The organism is Streptococcus sp. SK643 (assembly GCF_000259505.1).
Taxonomy (GTDB): domain Bacteria; phylum Bacillota; class Bacilli; order Lactobacillales; family Streptococcaceae; genus Streptococcus.
On sequence record NZ_AJMM01000023.1, the window covers coordinates 19,121 to 39,477 of the forward strand.

The following is a 20,357-nucleotide window of genomic DNA, read 5'->3' on the forward strand; positions in this document are numbered from 1 at the left end:
TATTTTATATTTCAGCACCTTGAGTCCATTTTTGAAAATTTTCTTTAAATTTCATCAAAACACTTGCATCTTGCAAGCTAGCAAGTGGATAAACAAAGGGTTCTACTGTCATATCAGTTTTCTTTTGTAAAATAAAAATAGTTTTAGACTGTTTGCTATTAGCAAAGAGATTTTCAGGCAAACTAATCATGGCAGTCAGACTTGCCTCCTCTTTCAACCAACCTTTCAACAAGTCACTTTGAGGACTCGTCAACAAATCACTTGGAGCCAGAAAAATAGCATAGCCATCGGATTTAATGTACTTAAGTCCTTGTTCCATAAACAAATGATGGGCGTAAGTATGTTCTTGACTAGAAGCAACTTGATAGCGCGACGCAACGGCATCATCAGGATAATAACCGACAGGCAAGTCGCTGATGACCACGTCGCTTTCTTTGAACATTTGTGGACGAACGGCATCTCCTTGAACAAAAGAAGCCTCCAAACCAATCACATCTGCCATGCTAGCTGCCAAATCAATCAGCAAATCATCTACTTCAAGTCCTAAATAATCGACTTTCTTACTAAGAGAAGTTAAGAAAGTTGCTCCTAAAATGCCCATACCGGAGCCCATTTCAAGGATGCTAACCTCCTCGCTAGCAAGCAACTCCTCTACAATAAACACCAAAAGTAAAGCAATAACATCCGGTGTAAATTGGTGATTAGCCTGCAAGGGTTCCGTTTGACTGGCTTTCATCAAGAGAAACTGGTAAGTCTTGAGCCACTCTTCTTTGCGTAAAGCCAATCGTTTAAGAGTTTGATTATTCTCTTTGATCTGCTCTAAATCGGTCTCACCATCCAGGTAGATGCTATTTTGCTCCACCAGAGCGTCATAAAAATTCGTCGCCAAGTCATTCTGGATAACTTGGATATTTTCTAGTAAATAAGTATATGCTTGTTCAATTTTTTCAAAATCCATATTCCTATCTTATCAAATTTCCCTTATTTTTTCCATCTGAACAGAAAAAATCACTGCTTTAATGAGCGAGTGATTTTTGAGTTGCTGTCAAAAAGAGTTCTACGTAATGACCGTGGAAGAGACCTTCTGCTCCAAAAAGAATCTTACTTTTTAAGTCTGAAAATCCAAAGTGAGACAACTTATCTTCTAATTTTCCTAAATCAAATCCGTAGTGGTTCTGTTCCGTTTTGACAAAATCGGCTATAAACAGTTGGCCATTTTCCTTCAGATGGCGGTTAAACATCGCTAGGGTCGCATCTATGTCTGGCATATGATGAAGAACTCGACTGACAACAATCAGGTCAAATTGTTGTTCTAAAGGATTCACCAGTAAATCCTGTTCCAAAAACTGGATATTCTTGATGTCTTGCTGCTCCGCTTTCAAACGAGCTTGCTCCAACATTTTTTCCGAAATATCTACCAATGTTACAAACTTAGCTTGTTTGGCTAGGGGCAAGGTTAATAACCCCGTCCCTCCACCGAAATCTAAAATTTCTTTGTCTGATAGAAGATCAAGCTGTTTCTCGACTGCTTGACATACCAAGTTTGCAAGAAAGATATTTTTAGGGGAATCGAAAGTTTCTGCCTTGTGGTTAAAATCATGTTTCATATTTTTAGTTTAGCACAAAGTAGCTTGTTTGGCTAGGAATTCTCTTTCTTTTCAACCTTCTCTTCAGATTTTTTCTTCTCCACTTTTTCGCTTGAATCGATCGCTACTTCTTCCTTTTTATCCGTTTTCTCTTCTTTTATTTTGACTGAAGGAAACAGGAACTCATATTGACTCTTAGGCGTACGAACCCTTGTCACCAAGCTTGTTTTCTTATTTTGATAGCTCACCTGACCCAGATTAAAGGACTGTTCCCCACTTTCCTTCTCAATCTTATCTTTGGTTCGCTTGGCCATAGCAAAAGCGACCAGCTTTTCTTTGTTCAAGGCATAATCTTGATGATGGGCAACTTGCCGATTCAAGTAAAACTGCAACAAAAGACTAAAGATTGCTGCCATGATAACTGCATATAAAAGCACTCCCGCCTTAACTTTTTTCTTTTTCCACACGATAGATGAATTCCCTTTCTAAGCCTTTTTGGAATTGAAAACGGAAGCGGATTAGCTGATTTTCCTCTGTAATCTGAGCTGATTTTAGTCCATAAACCATGGGTTGATAACCTCGACCACTAGAATCTGTTTTACGAAAATCGTCTGACTTGGACTTACCAATGGCGATGTCCTTTCCTTCTTGTTTCATATACAAGCGATTGCCTTCTACTTTTTCAAATTGGGATTTCTCCAACTCTACCTCCAACTGGTCCACAAACAAGAGCCACTCTTTTTGCTCATTTTGTTGTTGATAGTGAACTTCTGATATAAGAAGCTGACTCATAGCTTGAAACAATAGTAAACTTCCACTAATGACAATGAGGGCGACAAGAGATTCTAACAAGGTAAAAGCCCTTATCTTACGGTTCTTTAATGACCAATAATTGCTCCTTACCATGGTAGACCTCCAATCCTTTTTCATTTGAAAACACTTGAATCTCAACGCCATTTATGTTTATATGATTTTTACCGGTCTGTAAAGCCATCCTAGCTACACGCAAGCCTTCTTCTTTTTGTAACATTTCAGCTTCTAATCGCCTATTTTGTTGAATTTGTCCCAAAAGAAGGGTCGCAATACCAGCAAATATCGCCATAGCTACAACCGCCTCCAGTAAAATCACTGCTCTAACTCTTTGACTCTTTAATACGTTTAATTTTTCCATTTCCTAGATATAATTGATAGCGGATTGCTCCTTTACTAGTCTGAAATTCAACCTTAGCCAGGGACGAATTCCCCCCAGCTCGGTCAAATGTGATTTTCTGTCCCGAAGGTGCTTGGATCCCTTTAGGAACTGTCAGCTTTTGACTGCCATTACTGATCGTCTGCCCATCTAAGCTTAGACTAGTTTTTTGCTGACTGGCTGCACTACGTTTTTGAGTTTCTCGATAGAGCTCCTCAAACTCCATAAAGAAAATCTGCTCCTCGACCGCTGCAAAACTGGACTGAACAGAACCTGACAAAGCCAAGGCAATCATACTTACAAGTCCCAAAACTAGAATACTTTCCAGCATAGTGAAAGCCTTAATCCGCGACTGTTTGAGTCTTATTTTGTTTTGCATGATATTCTTTATAAGCCTTAGCTTGTTCTTCAGTGATTCTACCATCTGCTTTTAATTTACTTAGACTAGCCTCCTCATTTTTATCCAGACTATAAAGTTCTGATTGACTTTCCACTACCTTAACAACAGCAGCTTTTCCTTTATCGTTAACCGCTTCTTTTTGCTTGGTCAAATTCGGTACAAAGAGTAAGAGGAGAACACTGATAATCAGAAGTACTACCAACATTTCCACCAATGTAAAGGCCTTTGCCTTCGCTTTTTTCAAGTATGTCATCATTTTTTTCATGTTAAAAATTTACCTCCATATTTTGATACATGGGCATTAGCATTGCCGCATAAAGTAACACGATAATAAGGGCCACAAAGATAAAAACCAGTGGCTGCACCAAATTCATGGTGCGATTGACTCGGGTAAAAAAGACTTCCCACGTTTTTTCAGCATAGATTTCTAGTTCGCTCCCTAGCTTAGATTTGACTTCCCCGTATTCAATAATCAAGCTCAACTCCTTCTTAAAGAATGGATAGGTGGCTATCGTCTGAGAAAATTCCTGACCATTTTGCAAGGCTCTAGCTAGATTTTGACCAATTTCTTTAAAGAGTTGAGAACCTTGTTCCTGCATGATCTGAAAAATCTGGCTCAACTCCATTCCTTGCGAAATCATATTGCCCCATTCACGCGCATAATAGGCTGTCAAATATGTCTGAACAAAGATGCCAAAGTAAGGAATTCGTGCTAAGATAGAAAAGACACACATCTTAGAGCTTCTTTTATAGAAAAGACTAGCTAGAATTATTGCCAACAAAACAAACCCTACTACTCCTAGAAAGATTTGGGGTAAATTACCGATGATTTGCGTGGCAATATTGCTACTATCCAGTTGTGGTAGCAGGTAGTTCCGTAACCCCAACATGATAACTAAGAGAAAACCTAGTAAAATCAAGGGATAGGTCGCTACCTCTATTAATTTTTTCTTGACCTTGGCAAGATTTTCCAGGTATTCTTCTATCTTTCTCAAACTCAGATGGAGATTTCCATGCACCTCAGCAAGCGACAGTTGGGTGACAATAGCTGTTGAAAAGCCGATACTGTCCATCATCTCGGAAAAAGATTTTCCTTGAGATAAACCTTGTCGCATCTGCTTCACAAGCTGCTTTTCCAGTAAGGAACTCCTATCTAAAAACGAAATAGTCTCTACCAAATGAAAACCGCTGGAAAAGAGATTGTGAAACAGAGTAATGATATTTTTCTGTTTAGCTGTAGCTAATTTTCTCCCTTTCAGCCTGAAGATTTGTGATATGTCCATTTTTAAGTAGTTGCTCAATTTGGCTATTCCACTTGGCTGCTTGGTGTTCCTGATAATTTTTGTTTGCAAAATCAACGATTCCTCCTCCCCCAATTAATCTTTGGTAGCAAACTCCCTGTAGCACTACTTTTAATTCCTCTTCACTTACCCCTAGCTCCAGTAGTCTCTCGTAAACACCGCGAATACTCTTTGCATGAATTGTTGAAAAGACTGTCGCACCTGTCAAACTAGCCCTAACAACAGCGCGCGCCGTTTCACTGTCACGTATTTCTCCGATAATCAAGAGATCTGGCCTGTGTCGCAAGGACAGTTTGATAAGATTTTCATAAGTCAATCCAATCGTTTCATTTAGCTGTAGTTGAAGCATCTCTTCTTGCTTAATCTCCACAGGATCTTCAATAGACATAACCTGTTGACCCTTATAAATCGACTTAGCTAATTCGTGCATTAAGGTTGTCTTTCCACTACCAACTGGCCCTGCAAAGAGATACAAACCTCTTTGTCTGAACTCTTGCCCAAGTTCATTAATATCTTGAAACCAAAAGTTCAAGTCTTGTTCCTCATCATGCAACAAGCGAATCACTAAGCTTTCATGACCCCTATAATCTCCTACAGTAGACAAACGGAGTGAAGCAACTTTCTCATCATAAGGGTAATCACAGGAACCAAGCTGACTACGTCGTTTTTCACCCACATTCATACCTGCTACAAATTTGAAATGACTAATAACAGCTGCAAACTTTTCAAAGTCATAAGAGCCAATCTTGCATCGCTCATCTCCAACTCTCATATGAAGTTCATAGGCATCCAATTTAGGAACAAAATAAATATCTTGTGCAGCTTTTTTTCTCGCTGAACGAATGATTTCTTGTGCAATTTCTTGAACCATAACTTCCTCCTCACCAATACTATTCGTAAAGAAATAGAAAAAAGCAACTTTTTGAGTTGCTTTTTTCTATGTTAATTTCATACGGCAAGAACGGTGTCTTTCCTGACCTGTTTGTTTTTCATAGCCTGGACGTAATTTTTCATCTGGAATAACCTGTTCATCCTCTAAAAGGGCCAAGGAATGGTATTGTTGTAAATACTCATCACACTCCTCGCACCAACGCTGATCGTCTGGATCCCAAAAAATAGTCATCAAATCACTTCTACTTTTATAATGGGGCAATTTCTGTTCCAATTGAAACCAGCAAGATTTGTAGAATTTGAGAGCGTCATAATACTGATCGAATCTTCTACTTGCTACAACATCTTCTTCCCAACCTTCTATGAACCACCAAGGTTCAAAGTCCCCATACATTTCTATTACACGATACATACCCATTCATTCCTTTGTACCGTATATTATAACCAATTCCCGTCAACAATAAAAGTAATATGCTCATTTCTCCATTATCAAAAAGAAAACCAGCTATCTTAAAGATAATTGATTTTACTTTTTCATCATTAAGCTTCAGAAAGATCGTTTTCGATGATTACTTTAATAGCATGATGATCTGCAGCTTTACTAAATACTTCATAAGCTTTTTCAATTTCACTGAGTTTGAAATAATGAGTAACTAATTTTTCCGGCTCAATCTTATGAGTTTCAAGAGCTTTCAACAACTGAGGTGTTGTATTTGTAGATACTAAACCAGTAGTAATATTGATATTGCGGATCCAAAGTCTGTCTAACTCAAATTCAACTGGTTTACCGTGTACACCACAGTTAGCTATTGTTCCGTCTACACCCATAATCTTTTGACAGAAATCAAATGTTGCAGGAATACCAACAGCTTCAATGGCTACATCTACACCACCTCCATCTGTTAGGTCAAAAATTTCTTTAATCGCTTTTTCAGGATCTGAAGAATTTACTTTGTGAGTTGCATCAAAGAATACGGCTGTTTCCAAGCGGTTATCGTCTAAGTCCACCATAATCAATTTAGCTGGTGAGTAGAACTGAGCTGTCAAGAGAGCAGCCAATCCAACAGATCCTGAACCAATAATGGCTACACTACAACCAGGTTCTACTTTCCCTTTCAAGACACCAATTTCATACCCAGTAGGCAAAATGTCTAATAACATAACCAAGACTTCATCTGACAAGTCTTCTGAAGTATAGTAAAGAGTGTTATCAGCTGCTTCTTCAAACTTTTTTTGTGATTTTTTAACTTTTTTATTTACCGATAAAGTAATATAGATAAAAAAGCAGGAATCCTGTAACCATTCCTGCCTTACTTTATCTTTATGCTTGGTAACGTTTCACACCATCTAGATACGTAGCTACCAATTCCAAATCTTTGTCTAAAACAATAAAGTCTGCATCATAACCTTCACGAATTTGTCCACAGACATCATCAATATTAACAGATTTTGCTGGGTTAAGGCTAGCCATCATAACCGCTTCGTGTGGATTTGCAATACCCCACTCGACTACATTTCTCATACCATCTTTAAGTTTGAGGATAGAACCTGCCAAATTACCAGTAGATTTGAGACGTGCAGTTCCATTTGCTACTACAACAGGGAATTCTCCCAACATATAGTCACCGTCTTCAAGTCCACCAGCTGTCATACAGTCCGTAATAAGAGCGATGTTTTCTGTCCCCTTCTGCTTAAGTAAAATCTCACAAGCTTTTGGATCTACGTGATAACCATCACAAATCAATTCTGCGTAAGTATGTGGGAGCTCATACATAGCTCCTACCATACCGAGTTCGCGGTGTGTTAAACCACGCATCCCATTATAGGCATGTACCCATACACTAGCTCCTGCATCAACTGCCTTCTTAGCTTGTTCAAATGTCGCATCTGAGTGTCCAAGTGCAACTGTCACACCTTCACCTGTAATAGTACGTACAAAATCTTCCACCCCATCACGTTCTGGTGCAATAGCGATTTTATTTAGCATCCCTTTTGCAGCATTCTGCCAAGAATGAAACTCCTCAACACCAGGGTCTCTCATATAAGTTGGGTTTTGTGCCCCCTTAAAAGTTTCTGTGAAATATGGACCTTCATAATAAATCCCACGAATCTTAGCACCTGTTGCTTCTTTGTAATGGTTCCCAAGATTTTCAGTGACTGCAAGCAATTGCTCATAAGTGGCTGTTAAAGTTGTGGGCAAGAAACTGGTAACACCGGTACTAAGAAGTCCTTCGCTCATAGTATGCAATGTACCTTCAATGTTGTTGTCCATCACATCTACACCTGCATATCCATGAATATGAGTATCCACGAGACCTGGTGCAATGCTATAACCAGTATAGTCAAGAACCTCTGCTCCTTCAGGAATTTGATCCACATGTTTCCCAAATTTGCCATCAACAAGTTCTAAGTACCCACCGCGACGAATGCCAAATGGATAGAAAAACTGATCCGCTTTAACGTAATTAGGCATAATAATGACCTCCTTAAAAGATTACTTTTGATATTTATTATGTCAATTACATTATAAACTTTTCTGATTCATTTGTAAATGGTATAGACCTGTTTTCTGGATATATTTTAAAAGAGTTGGATCTCTCCAACTCTTTATGTTCTTTTATAAATTATTTTGACTTGACAGGTTTTTCTTGAGCTTCCTGAACAGCTGCAGAAATAGTGTCAGAGTATAATTTTGATCCAGCTTCAATCTTACTATTATCGCTTCCAAAGTGAACCTGGTCTGTTCCAGTCCAGATTTCAGGATGTTGCTTAGCAACCTGATTCCAATCAGCGATTGTTACATAAGGAGTTTTACTTGCTAGCTCTCTCATGTAAGCAGCAGCTTTCTCAACTATTTCATAAGTATCTTTTTTCTTGTCCCCTTCATAAGGAGTAACCAAAATCAAATGGTGACCTTTGGGAAGATTTTTGATCATACTATCCCAATCTTCTTTGTAATTTTCAGGATTATTAACTCCCGTTGCAATGATTACCATTTTAGGTAAAAATTTATTCTGACTATTATTGAGCATGATTTCATTAGCATTCTTAGTTGTTCTGCTAACCTGTGCATTGATTTGAGCACCAGGTAAAGCTGTCTGAAGAGCTGTATTCGCTCTTAAGGCAACCGAATCACCAATCAACATAATTCCATCAGCAATACCCAAACTGCTTGCATCTGCACGTTCTGCCATCAATTTTGATTGGTTGAGGTTGGTAGCAGCTTGTTTTAAGCCGTTTACCGTTAAATCTGTTTCAAAAGCTCCCACTTGTGGGGCCAAAAGTGTTACCAATAGAGCTATTAACGTCAAGACTCCTGTAATAGATGCAAATATTCTCTGAATATAAGGAAAAGTACGAATCGTTTCCAAAATAGGTGTATCCTTACCTGCAATCCAAGGCTCTATCACATAAAATGAAAAACTAGCAAAGACATACGAAAATAGCAGTGTTAGTAAGACAGCTACAAGATTTGATGTCAACTGAGAAAAAATGATATAGAAGGGCCAGTGGAAGAGATAGACAGCATAACTAGTATCTGCTAAAAAACTAATAATCTTAGGTTCCTTTGTATTTGGTGTTTTTTCATGTAAAACACGCGCTGCGAAAATCATCCCAAGAGCTGCAAGACTTGCGAGTAAAAATCCGAATAGATAGGCAAATAGGTAAGTGAATTTAACAAAAAGTGTCAGGACAAGTAATAAGGCAAAACTTCCTCCAAACATGAATAAGTTCTTCCTTAAATCCAACTTTTTATCAAACTGTTTGACCAAAGAAGTCGTTTCACGAACACCCACTACAGTTGCCAAAATACTTCCCAAAAAGAAGGGATAGATATGAGTTAAACTTGAAAAATAAACAGATGAATAGGAACTCACTAAAAAACTACCAATAAACATGGAGAAGAAACTAATCAAAAAGCTTGCTATAGACACAAGAAAGACCATGCCTCTAAGCTGACCTTTTGATCTAGCCCATTTAGATAAAAGCCAAACTGCCAAGCCCCAAAGGATATAGTAGTGAACTTCAACTGCCAAACTCCAATTATGAACAAACAAATGTGGAATAAACTGAGATTCGTAGCTCCCTCCCGTGAGCATCTCATAATAGTTGGTCATGAATCCAAGAACTCCAGCTATTTGCCCGCCAATTCCAGCTACATAATCACGACGCACTAGAAACGTAAAAGGGATAGTCACTAAAATCATCACTACCACTGGAGGAAAAATCCGGTAAAAACGTCGTTTCAAAAAACTTAGTAGATCAATTTGGTGATAGTTATTAAATTCTTCAATTAGTAGAGCAGTAATCAGGAACCCTGAAAATGTGAAAAAGACATCTACCCCCAAAAATCCTCCAGGAAAGACGGTCTGAAAAAAATGATACAAAAGTACCAACAGTAATCCTGTAATCCTAATCAAGGAAAACCATTTAATACGCATACGAGTTTATTCTCCCTTTCATTATTCACTTTATTCTATCAAAAAAAGAGGAAAAATCCCAAGAGAAAACTTAGGATTTTTGTATTCTTATTTTTCACTATTAGAAATTACGTCCTGACTTATTATAGCCATATTTTTCAACAAAATGCTCACGGAATTCCAAAAGATTATCATCCATAATAGCTTGGCGGACCTGTTTCATCAGGTTAAGTAGGAAGTAAAGATTATGGTAGCTAGTCAAGCGGATGCCAAAAGTTTCATCTGCTTTAAGCAAGTGACGCAAATAGGCGCGTGTATAGTTTTTACAAGTGTAGCAATCGCACTCATGATCCAGTGGTGTAAAGTCCTCTGCAAACTGAGCATTTTTCACAACCAATCTTCCTTGACTAGTCATACACGTCCCATTACGAGCGATACGAGTCGGCAAGACACAGTCAAACATATCTACCCCACGAATAACCCCATCAATCAAGCTGTCTGGTGCACCCACTCCCATCAGGTAGCGAGGTTTAGTTTCAGGAAGGAGTTGAGTGGTGAAGTCTAAAACTGCGTTCATCTCTTCATGAGTTTCACCCACTGCCAAACCACCGATCGAGTAGCCTGGAAAATCCATACTAACCAGGTCTTGAGCAGATTGGCGACGAAGATCTTCGAAACCTGCCCCCTGAACAATCCCAAATAAACCTTGATCATGTGGACGACGATGAGCTTTAAGACCACGCTCAGCCCAACGGCTGGTACGTTCGATTGATTTCTTCACGTAGTCATAAGGTTGATAGAACTGGGGACACTCATCAAAAGACATCATGATATCTGACCCCAAATTATTCTGAATAGAGATGGCTTTTTCTGGCGATAGGAACATCTTAGAACCATTGAGATGATTTTTAAAAGTTACCCCTTCTTCTGTGATATTACGGCTATCTGCTAAAGAATAAACCTGGAAACCTCCACTATCTGTTAGGATCGGCTGATCCCAGTTCATAAACTTGTGGAGACCACCTGCGCGTGCAATAAGTTCGTCACCCGGGCGAAGCCATAGATGATAGGTGTTTGACAGGATAATTCCAGACCCCATCTCTTTTAATTCTTCTGGTGATTGTGTTTTGACAGTTGCTTGTGTTCCAACTGGCATAAACATAGGTGTTGGGAAGGTTCCATGTGGGGTAATAATTTCCCCTAGACGTGCTCCTGTGTGTTTTTCTTTCTTAATCAAACGGTATTTGATTGGTGAATCTGACATTTTCTACCTCCGAAGCTGGGAAAGACAGTCCCAGTTCTTACTTTGAGCCCAAGGGCATACTGTATGATTTTATCAAAAAAAGAGGGAACTGTCACGAACTATGGTATAATGAGAGAATGAAAAACTCAAAAATTGATTTAAAAACAATTCGTCTGCAAGCCAGACAATTACAGTCTGAAAATCCCCGCCTCTTTCTCGTCTATATGCTACCGAGTCTCATCTTTATCTTCTCAGCTTTTTTCAATCCCTTAGACAGAATTCAAGAAAGTCTGATAGAACTACCTTTTATCAGTATGTTAGGTCAGATACTTCAAGCTTATCTTTTCCCTTTATCTGTTTCCTTTATTGGTTCAATTTTTCTAACTAGTGCAGTCTTTACAACCCTACAACTCATCAAAAAGTCTGAGCTAGATTTGTCAGTTAAAAGCAGCTTTATCCTCTTTAGTGATGAGCGTTTTTCCCAAACCTTTCTAACTCTTCTTCTGAAGCGTTTCTATCTCTTTTTATGGAGTATACCAAGTTTAGTTGGTGTCTATTTTCTATTTTATAGCAGTCACCTGACAAAGCAGTTTGTTGCCTTACATCCTGAATTCCCAAACCTAGACCTGTCTTCAATCGAAAATGAACACTTCCTTATGACCTTTGGATTTTACTTTTTAACAAGTCTTATCTTGATGATTGTCGGAAATATCCTCTATATTCCACAATACTATGCTTATTCACAGGTAGAATTTCTCCTCTGTGACACCCTAGACTTGGGACAAGCTAGACCAAGACAAATCCTTAAAACCAGTCGTTTCTTGATGAAGGGCTACAAGTACCAACGCTTTATTCTGGACTTACAATTACTGCCCTGGTACTTTTTAAACTGGATTACTTTTGAGATCGCTAGCTTTTCCCTTCTACCTTATATTCAATCTAATAAAATTATTTTTTACCGAGCATTACTGGCTCGAAAAAGACCAAAAGCTTAAAGGTTTTTCCTTTAAGCTTTTTATTAATGTAATTCTCCACCTACCAGTTGTAAATCCTTCTCTCCATACTCTATGATAGCTCGAATTGCAGCATCTATTCCTCGAACAATATCAACTAAATCCATAGCTGGAGTATGGGGTTTATCTACCACCTGTTCCACCATATAAGGAATATGCATAAAGCCTGCCTTAATATTTGGAAATTCTTTCTCAATCAAATAAAGCACTTGATACATGAGATGATTACAAACAAACGTCCCTGCAGTATTGGAAACAGAAGCTGTTAATCCTTCCTCTTTTATAGCTTGAACCATAGCTTTAATGGGAAGACTACTAAAATAGGCAGGAGGCCCATCAAGCTGAATTGGACGGTCAATTGGTTGATTGCCTTCATTATCTGGGATACGTGCATCATCTTGGTTGATGGCTACTCGTTCAGGTGTCAGTCCCTTTCTTCCACCTGCTTGGCCTACACACAGAACGATGTCTGGTTGATAAAGCCTTATCTCCTCCTCTAAAATCTTAGCTGACTTATAAAATACGGTTGGAACTTCTAGCCATCGAACTTCAGCCCCTTGAATCTGAGCTGGTAAGGATTTGATAGCCTCTAAGGCTGGATTGAGCTTTTCTCCACCAAAAGGATCAAAGCCTGTCACTAATACTTTCATTTCGAACTCCTTACAAATGATTCCATAAAACTCTTTTCTTAAAGACAAGTATAACATATTTCCCTTATTCTGGACTAAAAAGGACTAGAGAGGTCAAGACTGGCCTTTGAGTTTATTTAAAAAGTAAAATACTAATTAAGGCCAAAATAGCTGGTCCACCTTGCTTCAAAATAATTTTCTTATCCGCTGAGAGAGAGCCATAAGCCGCCGCACCAATCACAAATAAGACAAAAATAGTCACAATTTCTAAATTCTGCGAGAAATAAACGCCATACAAGAGAAAGACTCCTAGCAAAGCATTATAAATTCCTTGATTTTTAAATAATGAGCTTACTGAGGAACGAGTCAGTTCCTCCTTTTCAATGTTAAAGACACGACTAGTCGCATCTGATCGCGTTGCAATACTTTCCAAATAAAAAATGTAAAAATGCTCCAAAGCAACAATCGTTGCTAAAATGATTGTAATAATTGACATCTATTTCTCCTTAAATTTCTATATTTTCAATACCCAAAACCAATTTATCTAATAAACGGCTGAGTTCTGTTCTCTCAGACTCTGTCAAGATACTTTCCATCACTTCCTTAACCTTGATATGTTTCAGAGGAGGATTCACCACTAACTGCTCCTTGGTATACTTCGTAGCTTCTACCAACACTTCCCGCTGATTTTCAGGATTACGATGACGCTCAACCAAACCTTCCTTTTCCAAAATCTTAAAATGCCGTGTCAAAGCAGCCTGATCAATTTTCAAACGCTCCTGAACCGCCATTTGGTTACAAGGGGAATGCTCCAGCAAAAACAGTAAAATCTGATACCGTGTCAAACTAATCCCAAGCCTTTTTTCAAATAATTGCGTACTCGCTTGCTCAGACAAGCGAAGTTGATAAAGTAAATCTTGAATCTCTAGCATTTCTTCCTCTTTTTGATTGATTTATCAATAGTTGACAAATCAATTATAGTGTGAAGTAAAATATAGTGCAAGAATTATGCTTGGATTATTACAAGATGGAAACTTCCTATTTTCCATTCAAATTGAAACTCAATAAAAATTAAAGAGCAAACTAGGAAATTAGACATAGGCTGTACTTGAGTACGGCAAGGCAAAACTGATGTGGTTTAAAGAGATTTTCGAAGAGTATGACAAAGAAAAAAACGAACGAGAATCACTTCCTATCACGAAAGCTATATCTCATTCGTTATCTCAATCATCAAAATGACATTCCCAAGTCGGACTTATCCATTCATTGAAACGTGAACGTGGTCATAGTGATTTTCAGTCACACTACCACGGTCTGACATTGGATTCCAAGTGTTAGCTGGTCCATATATACTGTTAAATGGAGCATAGAAACGTTGTTTCCATATGATATAACTAATTCCACGACTAGCCATATTTTTGATTGCATATTCTGCGATCTGGTCTCCAAGTGCTGAACTTTCTGGAACCATAAAATCAATAGCTAAACCTTTACCGTGATCACCACTGTCTCCAGGACGGTAACCACTGAAAGAGGTGATGCCAAATAAGTTAGCAATCTCTTCTTTAAAGGCAGCCGTTTGTGGCTTTAGACCAGCATTTTCAGACTTAGCTGCAGCAATTCCAGCATAATCAGGAGCAGCTGGTGCAGAATAGGTTGTTGACGCAGTTTGATTCTGTTCTGATTGAGAAGTAGAAACTGCAGGTGTAGCTTCATTTGATAATGATACTTCTTTTACTTCTTCTGAGTTTGTTGCAGTTGTTTCGGTTGCTTTTTCTTCTACTGGCTTTGTAGTTGCTTCTACTGATGGTTCAGCTTGAGGACTTGCTTGTGTTACCTGCTTCTCAGCTGGAGTCGTTGGCTGAGGAACTACTTCTGCTACTGTACTGGTTGGTTCGGCTGTTTGTCTCTCTGAGACAGAAGTTCCTGTAGATGGCGCGACTTCTTCTGAAGCAGTCACTGTCTCTGTAACTTCTGGACTTGATACTGCTTCTTTTGTACTTGTAGTTTCTACCGCTTTTGGAGCTTCTGCAATCGGTTGAGAAAGATCTGCAACCTGAACTGTCTGATTATCAACTGTTACTTGGTTGGTTGTTAAATCAGCTGTGGCAGTCGTCACTTCTTCATTAGAGTTTGATTGAGGTGTTTGAATCTCAACCTCTGTTAGCTCTTTTGCTTCATTAACTGTAGTTGTCAAAACAGTATCTGGAAAAATCAAGTCCATATTGGTGATTTTATTTAAATTGGCTAGAACCGTAAGATCCACATCCAAAGCCTCAGCAATGGTGCTTAAGGTATCTCCATACTGAACTGTATAAGTCGTTTTGTTCTCGCTTTTAGTAAGATCATTTTTAATTTGCTCAACACTACGAGCAGTCCAAAGAATCTCTTCTGCGTAAGTTGCTAATACTGGCGCTAAAGATAAGGCTACTGTTGAAGCTAATAATATTCTTTTCTTCATTCTTTCACATTCCTTTCAAATGAGTACCTAACTATCATATCACAAAAAAACAGCAAAAAAGCCCTCCAAGGGCTATTTAACAGAACTGTCTATTCCTTGTAACAAACTCGATTACTTGAAATAGTTTGTTAGGTCTCTGTCACAAAACTGACACAATCTTTTTATCGCTCAGCCTTAAAAATACGGGAAATATCTGCTAACGCTTGAATCCTGTGATTGCTCTCATAAGTCGACTTTAAAAAGTTGATACTTTGAATCTTACTATTCTGCGCGAATTCCACATCCAGAGTCCGATCCCCTATATAATAGGTCTTCTCAGGATTCAGCTGATACTTGTCTAACAGATAGGTAGCCGCTTCTGGACTTGGCTTCCGCGCAAAGCCACTCTGACTGGTTAGAATCTCTGTGAAATAGGATTGCAGACCTAAATCTTTTAGGATAGTGAAAGCATTGTCCCCCTTATGCGTATAGACAAACTGCTGAATTCCATGTTCAGCAGCCCAAGTTAGTACATCACGCGCACCTGGCATCAAAACTACCTGAACATTCTTCTCAGCCAGACTCTGGGCACGCACTTGATTGAGCACTTCCACATCCAGATTTCTATCTTCTGCCACCCGCACAAGCAAATCTTGCACCGAATACTTGAGGATAAACTCTCTCACCTTCTCCTTATGATAAGGAATCGAAAACTGACGAAAGGTCTCCTCAATCCCTGATAAAATGGCCTCATAAGAGTCCAATAAGGTCCCATCTAAATCCCAAATGAAAGCTGTTTTTTGCATCTTCTATCCTTTCAAGCTCATATAACGCTGGTAACGGTAACGTAGAAATAACCAACGGAAACCATTATCCAAAAGGGTTCCAGCCCAAATACCAGGCAAGCCCCAACCAAGAACAATCCCCATCAGATATCCTGTCCCAATTCTGATACACCACATTCCAAAGCTTGTAGCATAAAAAGGAAGACGAGCATTCCCCAACCCCTGCCAAACAGCCGTATAAATGACTGTCCCTGTCGTCATAGGAATTCCTAACAGAGAAAAGAGAGTTACTAGAACGCTAGCCTCAACCGCTACTGGATTGCTCGTATAAAGATTGCTAAGCAGTGTTCCGAAGGCATAAATCACAAAAGTCAAGGGTAGCATGAGAAATAGAGAAAGCCAAAAGCTCCGCTTACTTAAGTCATCTACTCGCTTCCAGTTTTCCTCACCCAATGCTCTAGCCACCTGCATGACTGTCGCAATCGCTACACCAAAAGCCGGTATGTAATTAAATTGAGTCAAGACCTCTCCAATCGCATTTCCAGCTACAACCTCTGTCCCAAAGGAAACCACCAAAGCAATGATAACGACATCTCCAGCCCGCATCATAAGACGTTCCCCTGCTGCTGGCAAGGCTATGGTTAACAAGTCCTTATCAAATTTCCAAGTCGGTGCTGTCATCGGCAATTTCAACTGAGACCACAAAATGAGAAGCCCAACCAAACGAGAAAGAATGGTTCCCCAAGCAACACCCGCTATCCCCATATCAAAGATAAAAATAGCAGTACTTGAAAAAAGAATATTAAGAGCATTGGATAGAAAACTAACATAGAGAGGCAAACGAGGATTATGAGTGGCACGGATTAAGGCTCCCAGACTTGTCATTAGTCCAAGAAGAACAATCGACCCACCCACCAAGGATAAGTACAGTCCACCAGCCTCGGCTACATCCCTATCGGTCCCTAAAAGTCCAATCATCTCCCGCCCAGCAAAGATAGACAAGGCTCCTAAAAATACACTTATAAGCACCGTTATTTTAAGAGCTTCTGTCACATGGTAAGCCAACTTCGACTGGTCTTTATGCCCCATGCTTTTTGAAATAACACTGGAAATTGCAGCTCCCAGAGCAATAAAAATAGCCTGGTAAATCGTTATAATATTGTTAGCAACTGAAACCCCTGAAATAGCAATTAATCCTAGATGGGCTACCAAATAACTATCCACCATCCCCATGAGCATCTGTAAAAAGTTTTCACCCATAGCTGGCAGAGCAATATGGAGTATATCTTTATTCTTTTTAAACAATCCTTCCTCCTGATGAAAAGAAACTCAGTTGGTTTCCCAACCGAGTTTACTCTCTCTGTCTTAAAGTCCTAGATAATCCTCAACCGCTGCTTGCATGTCAGCGGCTGCCACTGTCGTCTTATGACGAACAGGAGCTGTTTCAAGCCCATCAACTGCAGGTGGCACAGTCACTCCTGATATTTCATGTAATTGATCCAAGGCTTCAAAGTCAGTCAAGCCAACTTTCCCTGTTACAGCTTCTACTGCAACCACTGGGAACTTGTATGGACTAGCTGTTGAAGCAATCACTGTCTTAGTTACATCTCCAGTAGCCGCTTGGTATTTTTTATAAACTGCTGAGGCAACCGCCGTATGTGGATCCTCGATATAAGAATCTGACTCATAAACACGCTTGATTTCTGCCGCTGTTTCTTCCTCAGTCGCATATTCAGCTGCAAAGAGGTTAAGAATAGCCTCGTCGAAATCTGTCAATTCATATTGGCCTTGAGAATTCAAGGAATTCATAAGTGCTGCTGTCTTAACCGCATCATTACCCAAAAGATGGAAAATCAAACGCTCCAAGTTCGAAGAGACTAAAATATCCATAGAAGGACTTGTTGTCACCTTAAACTCACGTTTCTTGTCATAGACACGAGTTTTAAAGAAGTCTGTCAAGACATTGTTGTCATTTGAAGCACAGATTAATTTGCCAACTGGTAGACCAATTTGCTTAGCATAAAAGGCAGCCAAGATATTTCCAAAGTTTCCTGTTGGTACTGTAAAGTTAACCTTATCACCAGCCACAATCTCACCAGTCTTAACCAACTGAGCGTAGGCATAAACATAGTAGACAATCTGTGGTACCAAACGACCAATGTTCATAGAGTTAGCTGATGAAAATTGTAGTTTATTGGCAGCCAATTTCTCACGAAGAACCACATCGTTGAACATGTGCTTCACATTTGTTTGCGCATCGTCAAAATTACCGTCTATAGCGATAACATGAGTATTGTCACCAGTCTGAGTGGTCATTTGCAACTCTTGTACCTTGCTAACACCATCCTTTGGATAAAAGACGATAATCTCAGTACCAGGAACATCCGCAAACCCTGCCATAGCAGCTTTCCCAGTATCACCAGATGTCGCTGTCAAGATAACAATCTTATTCTCCAAACCATGTTTCTTAGCAGCTGTTGTCATAAAGTATGGCAAGATAGACAAGGCCATATCCTTAAATGCAATTGTTGAACCATGGAAAAGTTCCAGGTTGTATTGCCCGTCTAATTTCACTAATGGTGCGATAACTGGAGTATCAAATTTGCTATCGTAAGCATTGTTGATACAGTAGTCCAACTCCTCAGCTGTAAAGTCATCTAAAAATGCTGACAAAACTAGCTTAGCAACTTCTTGGTAAGAAGCTTCTTTCAATTTGTCAAAGTCCAAATCTACCTTTGGATAAGTAACTGGTGTAAATAAACCACCGTCCGTCGCCAAGCCTTGTAAAATAGCTTGGCTGGCAGTTACTGTATTTTTCGCATCACGGGTTGATTGATAAACTAATGTCATTACTCTCTATCCTTTATCTATAGTCCATTCCATTATATCATGATTTTTCAGAAAATTCTCCTTAATTAGAGAATTTATAGTCTTAAATCTTCTTTTAAAGGCTGTAAATAAATTAGCTCCTGCCTTCCTCTCATCTCCAGACCTTCCTCCGCTAAAATGAGTAAATCTTTAGCAAATTGAGCAACAGCCTCTTCTTCCTCAGTCGAAAGTGACTTCTTAGAAAATTGACGTCTTATCCCTTTGTAATCACGACTAAAGATCTTAAAGAAATTAGCTTTCTCTAGATAAGCTTCCAATTTTTCTAGATTCACTAATAGACCTAGATGAAAAGCTGCAGAAGCAAAAGTACGATCTAATGGTTGCGTACAAACACTACGAAACTCAACTGTTCCTCTAGTGGTTAAGTCTTGATATTGGTAACTACGATGGGTCTGAAAGTCCTTTTCTTCTGGATGTAAAATGTATTCTTTACCATCAAGATCATAGGCAGTTATAGCATTTGTATCAAGATAATCTTTGACCCGAATAGGATAAAAATAATAGGTCTGATCATCACGTTCAGCAGTGAAAATAGCAGATTGATCCAGATAAGCAAAGAAATCATCCTCATCTTTAAAGAGTCGAGCATTTACACCGACATTCTCAGAATAAATTCCATGCATCGATTCTTCCCAGAAAATATCCCTAGCAATCTTCGTGTCCCAGTCTGCTCCAGAAAAGTCAGAATTTGCAAACAAGTAAGCTTTAGCTGCTTCAATCTGTGTGAAAGCATTGATAACACTCAGGTAATTACACATTGAAACATCCAATTGAACCTGACTTCCACAGATAAAGGCCCCATATTCAGGAAAATTATGTAAGGAAGCATCTGTAACAGTACTACTCAAATTTAAATAATTCATTAGCATCTGATAACGAGAATGGGCTACAGGACAATTCTGATTTTTATCCCAGTTGGGATGAATTCCACAACCAACTATCGCATGTTGGGATTCTCCTAGCTTCCTTTGAATAAAATCCATGTATCGTTGAAAACGATACTCTACTTCCTGTATAGATTCTGCCTTTGCAAATGCAAATTCGATTGTTGTATAGGAAACTTCAAAGACAATCCTATCCTGGCTTATAGGCTCAACAAGCTGTATAGGATTTTCAAAATCATCAACCTTTTCAATAGTAAAGTTTAAAGTTGAAATCAGATACCTCATCAAATCCAGAACAATTTTAATATCTGTAGCTCTACCCTCTAAATTAGCAACTGGATACTCCAACTCAATGCCAACAAATAAGGAAGAACTATCTTTCAAATTTTCTAAATACCGCCTCTTTAGTAACTCAATCGAACGTGACATAATAACCAAACTCTTTCGCAATCAAAATAAAATAGGAATAACTAATATTATACCAAAATATCCAAAAACAGAATAGAACAAAGAATTAGCAAACAAAAAATATTGTAGCGAGACCTCCTTTACTCCTAAATAAACATAACTTTAGACATACTAAAAATTAAAAGTAACGCTCTAGAACGTAACAAGAAACAAAGCTATTAAAAAATAACATATAAATTACTTTACTAAAAATAAAAAAAGATACCTACGGTATCTTT

At 38.8% G+C, this 20,357-nt stretch carries 22 protein-coding genes and 1 pseudogene; 1 reads left to right on the top strand and 22 read right to left on the bottom strand.

Features of this window, described 5'->3' with window-relative positions:
- Positions 1-4: 4 nt before the first annotated feature.
- The 14 genes and pseudogenes from HMPREF1117_RS08885 to tgt all read right to left on the bottom strand — a co-directional run bounded on the left by HMPREF1117_RS08885 (position 5) and on the right by tgt (position 11,052).
- On the bottom strand, positions 5-958 hold the full coding sequence (locus HMPREF1117_RS08885) for a class I SAM-dependent methyltransferase (protein ID WP_000345088.1): 954 nt from the start codon (positions 956-958) through the stop codon (positions 5-7).
- A gap of 58 nt (positions 959-1,016) precedes the next feature.
- Positions 1,017-1,607, bottom strand: a complete 591-nt coding sequence (locus tag HMPREF1117_RS08890; protein WP_000679787.1) for a class I SAM-dependent methyltransferase — start codon at positions 1,605-1,607, stop codon at positions 1,017-1,019.
- Between the two features lie 32 nt (positions 1,608-1,639).
- Complete coding sequence (comGG, locus tag HMPREF1117_RS08895; RefSeq protein ID WP_000265614.1) at positions 1,640-2,053, bottom strand: competence type IV pilus minor pilin ComGG; 414 nt, start codon at positions 2,051-2,053, stop codon at positions 1,640-1,642.
- Complete coding sequence (gene comGF / locus HMPREF1117_RS0102285; protein ID WP_025171601.1) at positions 2,031-2,492, bottom strand: competence type IV pilus minor pilin ComGF; 462 nt, start codon at positions 2,490-2,492, stop codon at positions 2,031-2,033. Before comGF ends, comGG begins: the two co-directional genes overlap by 23 nt.
- On the bottom strand, positions 2,455-2,757 hold the full coding sequence (gene comGE, locus HMPREF1117_RS08900; protein WP_000413445.1) for a competence type IV pilus minor pilin ComGE: 303 nt from the start codon (positions 2,755-2,757) through the stop codon (positions 2,455-2,457). The genes comGF and comGE overlap by 38 nt, the downstream gene beginning before the upstream one ends.
- Complete coding sequence (gene comGD, locus HMPREF1117_RS08905; RefSeq protein WP_029693172.1) at positions 2,720-3,154, bottom strand: competence type IV pilus minor pilin ComGD; 435 nt, start codon at positions 3,152-3,154, stop codon at positions 2,720-2,722. The genes comGE and comGD overlap by 38 nt, the downstream gene beginning before the upstream one ends.
- Entirely contained in the window at positions 3,117-3,440 is a 324-nt protein-coding gene (gene comGC / locus HMPREF1117_RS08910; RefSeq protein WP_000738654.1) for a competence type IV pilus major pilin ComGC, read from the bottom strand. The genes comGD and comGC overlap by 38 nt, the downstream gene beginning before the upstream one ends.
- Position 3,441: 1 nt before the next feature.
- The gene (comGB, locus tag HMPREF1117_RS08915; protein ID WP_081480286.1) at positions 3,442-4,458 is read right to left on the bottom strand and encodes a competence type IV pilus assembly protein ComGB; all 1,017 of its coding nucleotides are present in this window, start codon (positions 4,456-4,458) and stop codon (positions 3,442-3,444) included.
- A complete protein-coding gene (gene comGA / locus HMPREF1117_RS08920; protein WP_000249537.1) occupies positions 4,406-5,347 on the bottom strand; it encodes a competence type IV pilus ATPase ComGA in 942 nt (313 codons plus the stop codon). Before comGA ends, comGB begins: the two co-directional genes overlap by 53 nt.
- Before the next feature lie 66 nt (positions 5,348-5,413).
- Positions 5,414-5,779 (bottom strand): DUF1033 family protein, encoded by a 366-nt coding sequence (locus tag HMPREF1117_RS08925; RefSeq protein WP_000286402.1) that lies wholly within the window; start codon positions 5,777-5,779, stop codon positions 5,414-5,416.
- A gap of 128 nt (positions 5,780-5,907) precedes the next feature.
- Positions 5,908-6,582, bottom strand: a pseudogene (locus tag HMPREF1117_RS08930) (zinc-binding dehydrogenase); the annotation flags it as partial.
- 106 nt (positions 6,583-6,688) lie between these two features.
- Complete coding sequence (gene nagA, locus HMPREF1117_RS08935) at positions 6,689-7,840, bottom strand: N-acetylglucosamine-6-phosphate deacetylase (RefSeq protein ID WP_001134552.1); 1,152 nt, start codon at positions 7,838-7,840, stop codon at positions 6,689-6,691.
- 151 nt (positions 7,841-7,991) lie between these two features.
- On the bottom strand, positions 7,992-9,809 hold the full coding sequence (locus HMPREF1117_RS08940) for an acyltransferase family protein (RefSeq protein WP_001220902.1): 1,818 nt from the start codon (positions 9,807-9,809) through the stop codon (positions 7,992-7,994).
- 100 nt (positions 9,810-9,909) lie between these two features.
- Positions 9,910-11,052 carry a tRNA guanosine(34) transglycosylase Tgt gene (tgt, locus tag HMPREF1117_RS08945; protein WP_001285246.1) on the bottom strand — a complete coding sequence of 381 codons (1,143 nt, stop codon included), beginning with the start codon at positions 11,050-11,052 and terminating at the stop codon, positions 9,910-9,912.
- A 116-nt stretch (positions 11,053-11,168) separates the two neighbouring features.
- On the opposite strand from tgt, the gene HMPREF1117_RS08950 reads away from it, so the two are divergent.
- A complete protein-coding gene (locus tag HMPREF1117_RS08950) occupies positions 11,169-12,026 on the top strand; it encodes a DUF975 family protein (RefSeq protein ID WP_000798171.1) in 858 nt (285 codons plus the stop codon).
- Positions 12,027-12,049: 23 nt separating this feature from the next.
- Here HMPREF1117_RS08950 and pcp read toward each other — a convergent pair whose 3' ends face one another.
- The 8 genes from pcp to HMPREF1117_RS08990 all read right to left on the bottom strand — a co-directional run bounded on the left by pcp (position 12,050) and on the right by HMPREF1117_RS08990 (position 20,100).
- The gene (gene pcp, locus HMPREF1117_RS08955) at positions 12,050-12,694 is read right to left on the bottom strand and encodes a pyroglutamyl-peptidase I (RefSeq protein WP_000866910.1); all 645 of its coding nucleotides are present in this window, start codon (positions 12,692-12,694) and stop codon (positions 12,050-12,052) included.
- Between the two features lie 112 nt (positions 12,695-12,806).
- Complete coding sequence (locus tag HMPREF1117_RS08960) at positions 12,807-13,169, bottom strand: DUF1304 domain-containing protein (RefSeq protein WP_000022855.1); 363 nt, start codon at positions 13,167-13,169, stop codon at positions 12,807-12,809.
- Positions 13,170-13,179: 10 nt separating this feature from the next.
- Entirely contained in the window at positions 13,180-13,605 is a 426-nt protein-coding gene (locus tag HMPREF1117_RS08965; RefSeq protein WP_000890078.1) for a MarR family winged helix-turn-helix transcriptional regulator, read from the bottom strand.
- Positions 13,606-13,928: 323 nt separating this feature from the next.
- The gene (locus tag HMPREF1117_RS08970) at positions 13,929-15,134 is read right to left on the bottom strand and encodes a LysM peptidoglycan-binding domain-containing protein (protein WP_000746066.1); all 1,206 of its coding nucleotides are present in this window, start codon (positions 15,132-15,134) and stop codon (positions 13,929-13,931) included.
- A gap of 161 nt (positions 15,135-15,295) precedes the next feature.
- Complete coding sequence (locus tag HMPREF1117_RS08975) at positions 15,296-15,919, bottom strand: HAD family hydrolase (protein ID WP_001172847.1); 624 nt, start codon at positions 15,917-15,919, stop codon at positions 15,296-15,298.
- 3 nt (positions 15,920-15,922) lie between these two features.
- Positions 15,923-17,203 (bottom strand): MATE family efflux transporter, encoded by a 1,281-nt coding sequence (locus tag HMPREF1117_RS08980; RefSeq protein ID WP_000473946.1) that lies wholly within the window; start codon positions 17,201-17,203, stop codon positions 15,923-15,925.
- A gap of 60 nt (positions 17,204-17,263) precedes the next feature.
- Positions 17,264-18,748 carry a threonine synthase gene (gene thrC / locus HMPREF1117_RS08985; RefSeq protein ID WP_000177117.1) on the bottom strand — a complete coding sequence of 495 codons (1,485 nt, stop codon included), beginning with the start codon at positions 18,746-18,748 and terminating at the stop codon, positions 17,264-17,266.
- Between the two features lie 74 nt (positions 18,749-18,822).
- Positions 18,823-20,100 (bottom strand): hypothetical protein, encoded by a 1,278-nt coding sequence (locus HMPREF1117_RS08990; RefSeq protein WP_000091383.1) that lies wholly within the window; start codon positions 20,098-20,100, stop codon positions 18,823-18,825.
- Positions 20,101-20,357 lie beyond the last annotated feature (257 nt).